Origin of the sequence: Sulfitobacter sp. CW3 (assembly GCF_019392245.1) — a bacterium.
GTDB lineage: Bacteria > Pseudomonadota > Alphaproteobacteria > Rhodobacterales > Rhodobacteraceae > Sulfitobacter.
This window is the reverse complement of sequence record NZ_JAHXRL010000502.1, coordinates 1-242: the sequence shown is the minus strand read 5'-3', so window position 1 is coordinate 242 and position 242 is coordinate 1. Positions and strand designations below refer to the sequence as shown.

At 61.6% G+C, this 242-nt stretch carries 1 protein-coding gene; it reads right to left on the bottom strand.

What is annotated here, in order from left to right:
- Positions 1 to 242, bottom strand: a 242-nt coding sequence (locus KZZ06_RS21990; RefSeq protein WP_219582028.1) for a LemA family protein, incomplete at both ends; no start/stop codon positions are given.

The window sequence follows — 242 nt, the reverse complement described above, 5'->3', positions numbered from 1 at the left end:
GCGGTTGCGCGCCACGGCAATGCGGTTTTCGGTACCTTCCAGTTGCGCCTGCAAATCGCGAAAGCCGGCGTCGGCTTTCAGTTGCGGGTAGTTTTCGCTCACTGCCAGCAACCGGGACAACGCTCCGGCCAGCTCGCCTTGTGCAGCCTGAAACTTGGCAAAGGCGGCTGGGTCATTGAGCACCTCTGGCGTCACTTGTATGGAGGTCGCCTGTGCCCGCGCCTGCGTCACTTGGATCAGTA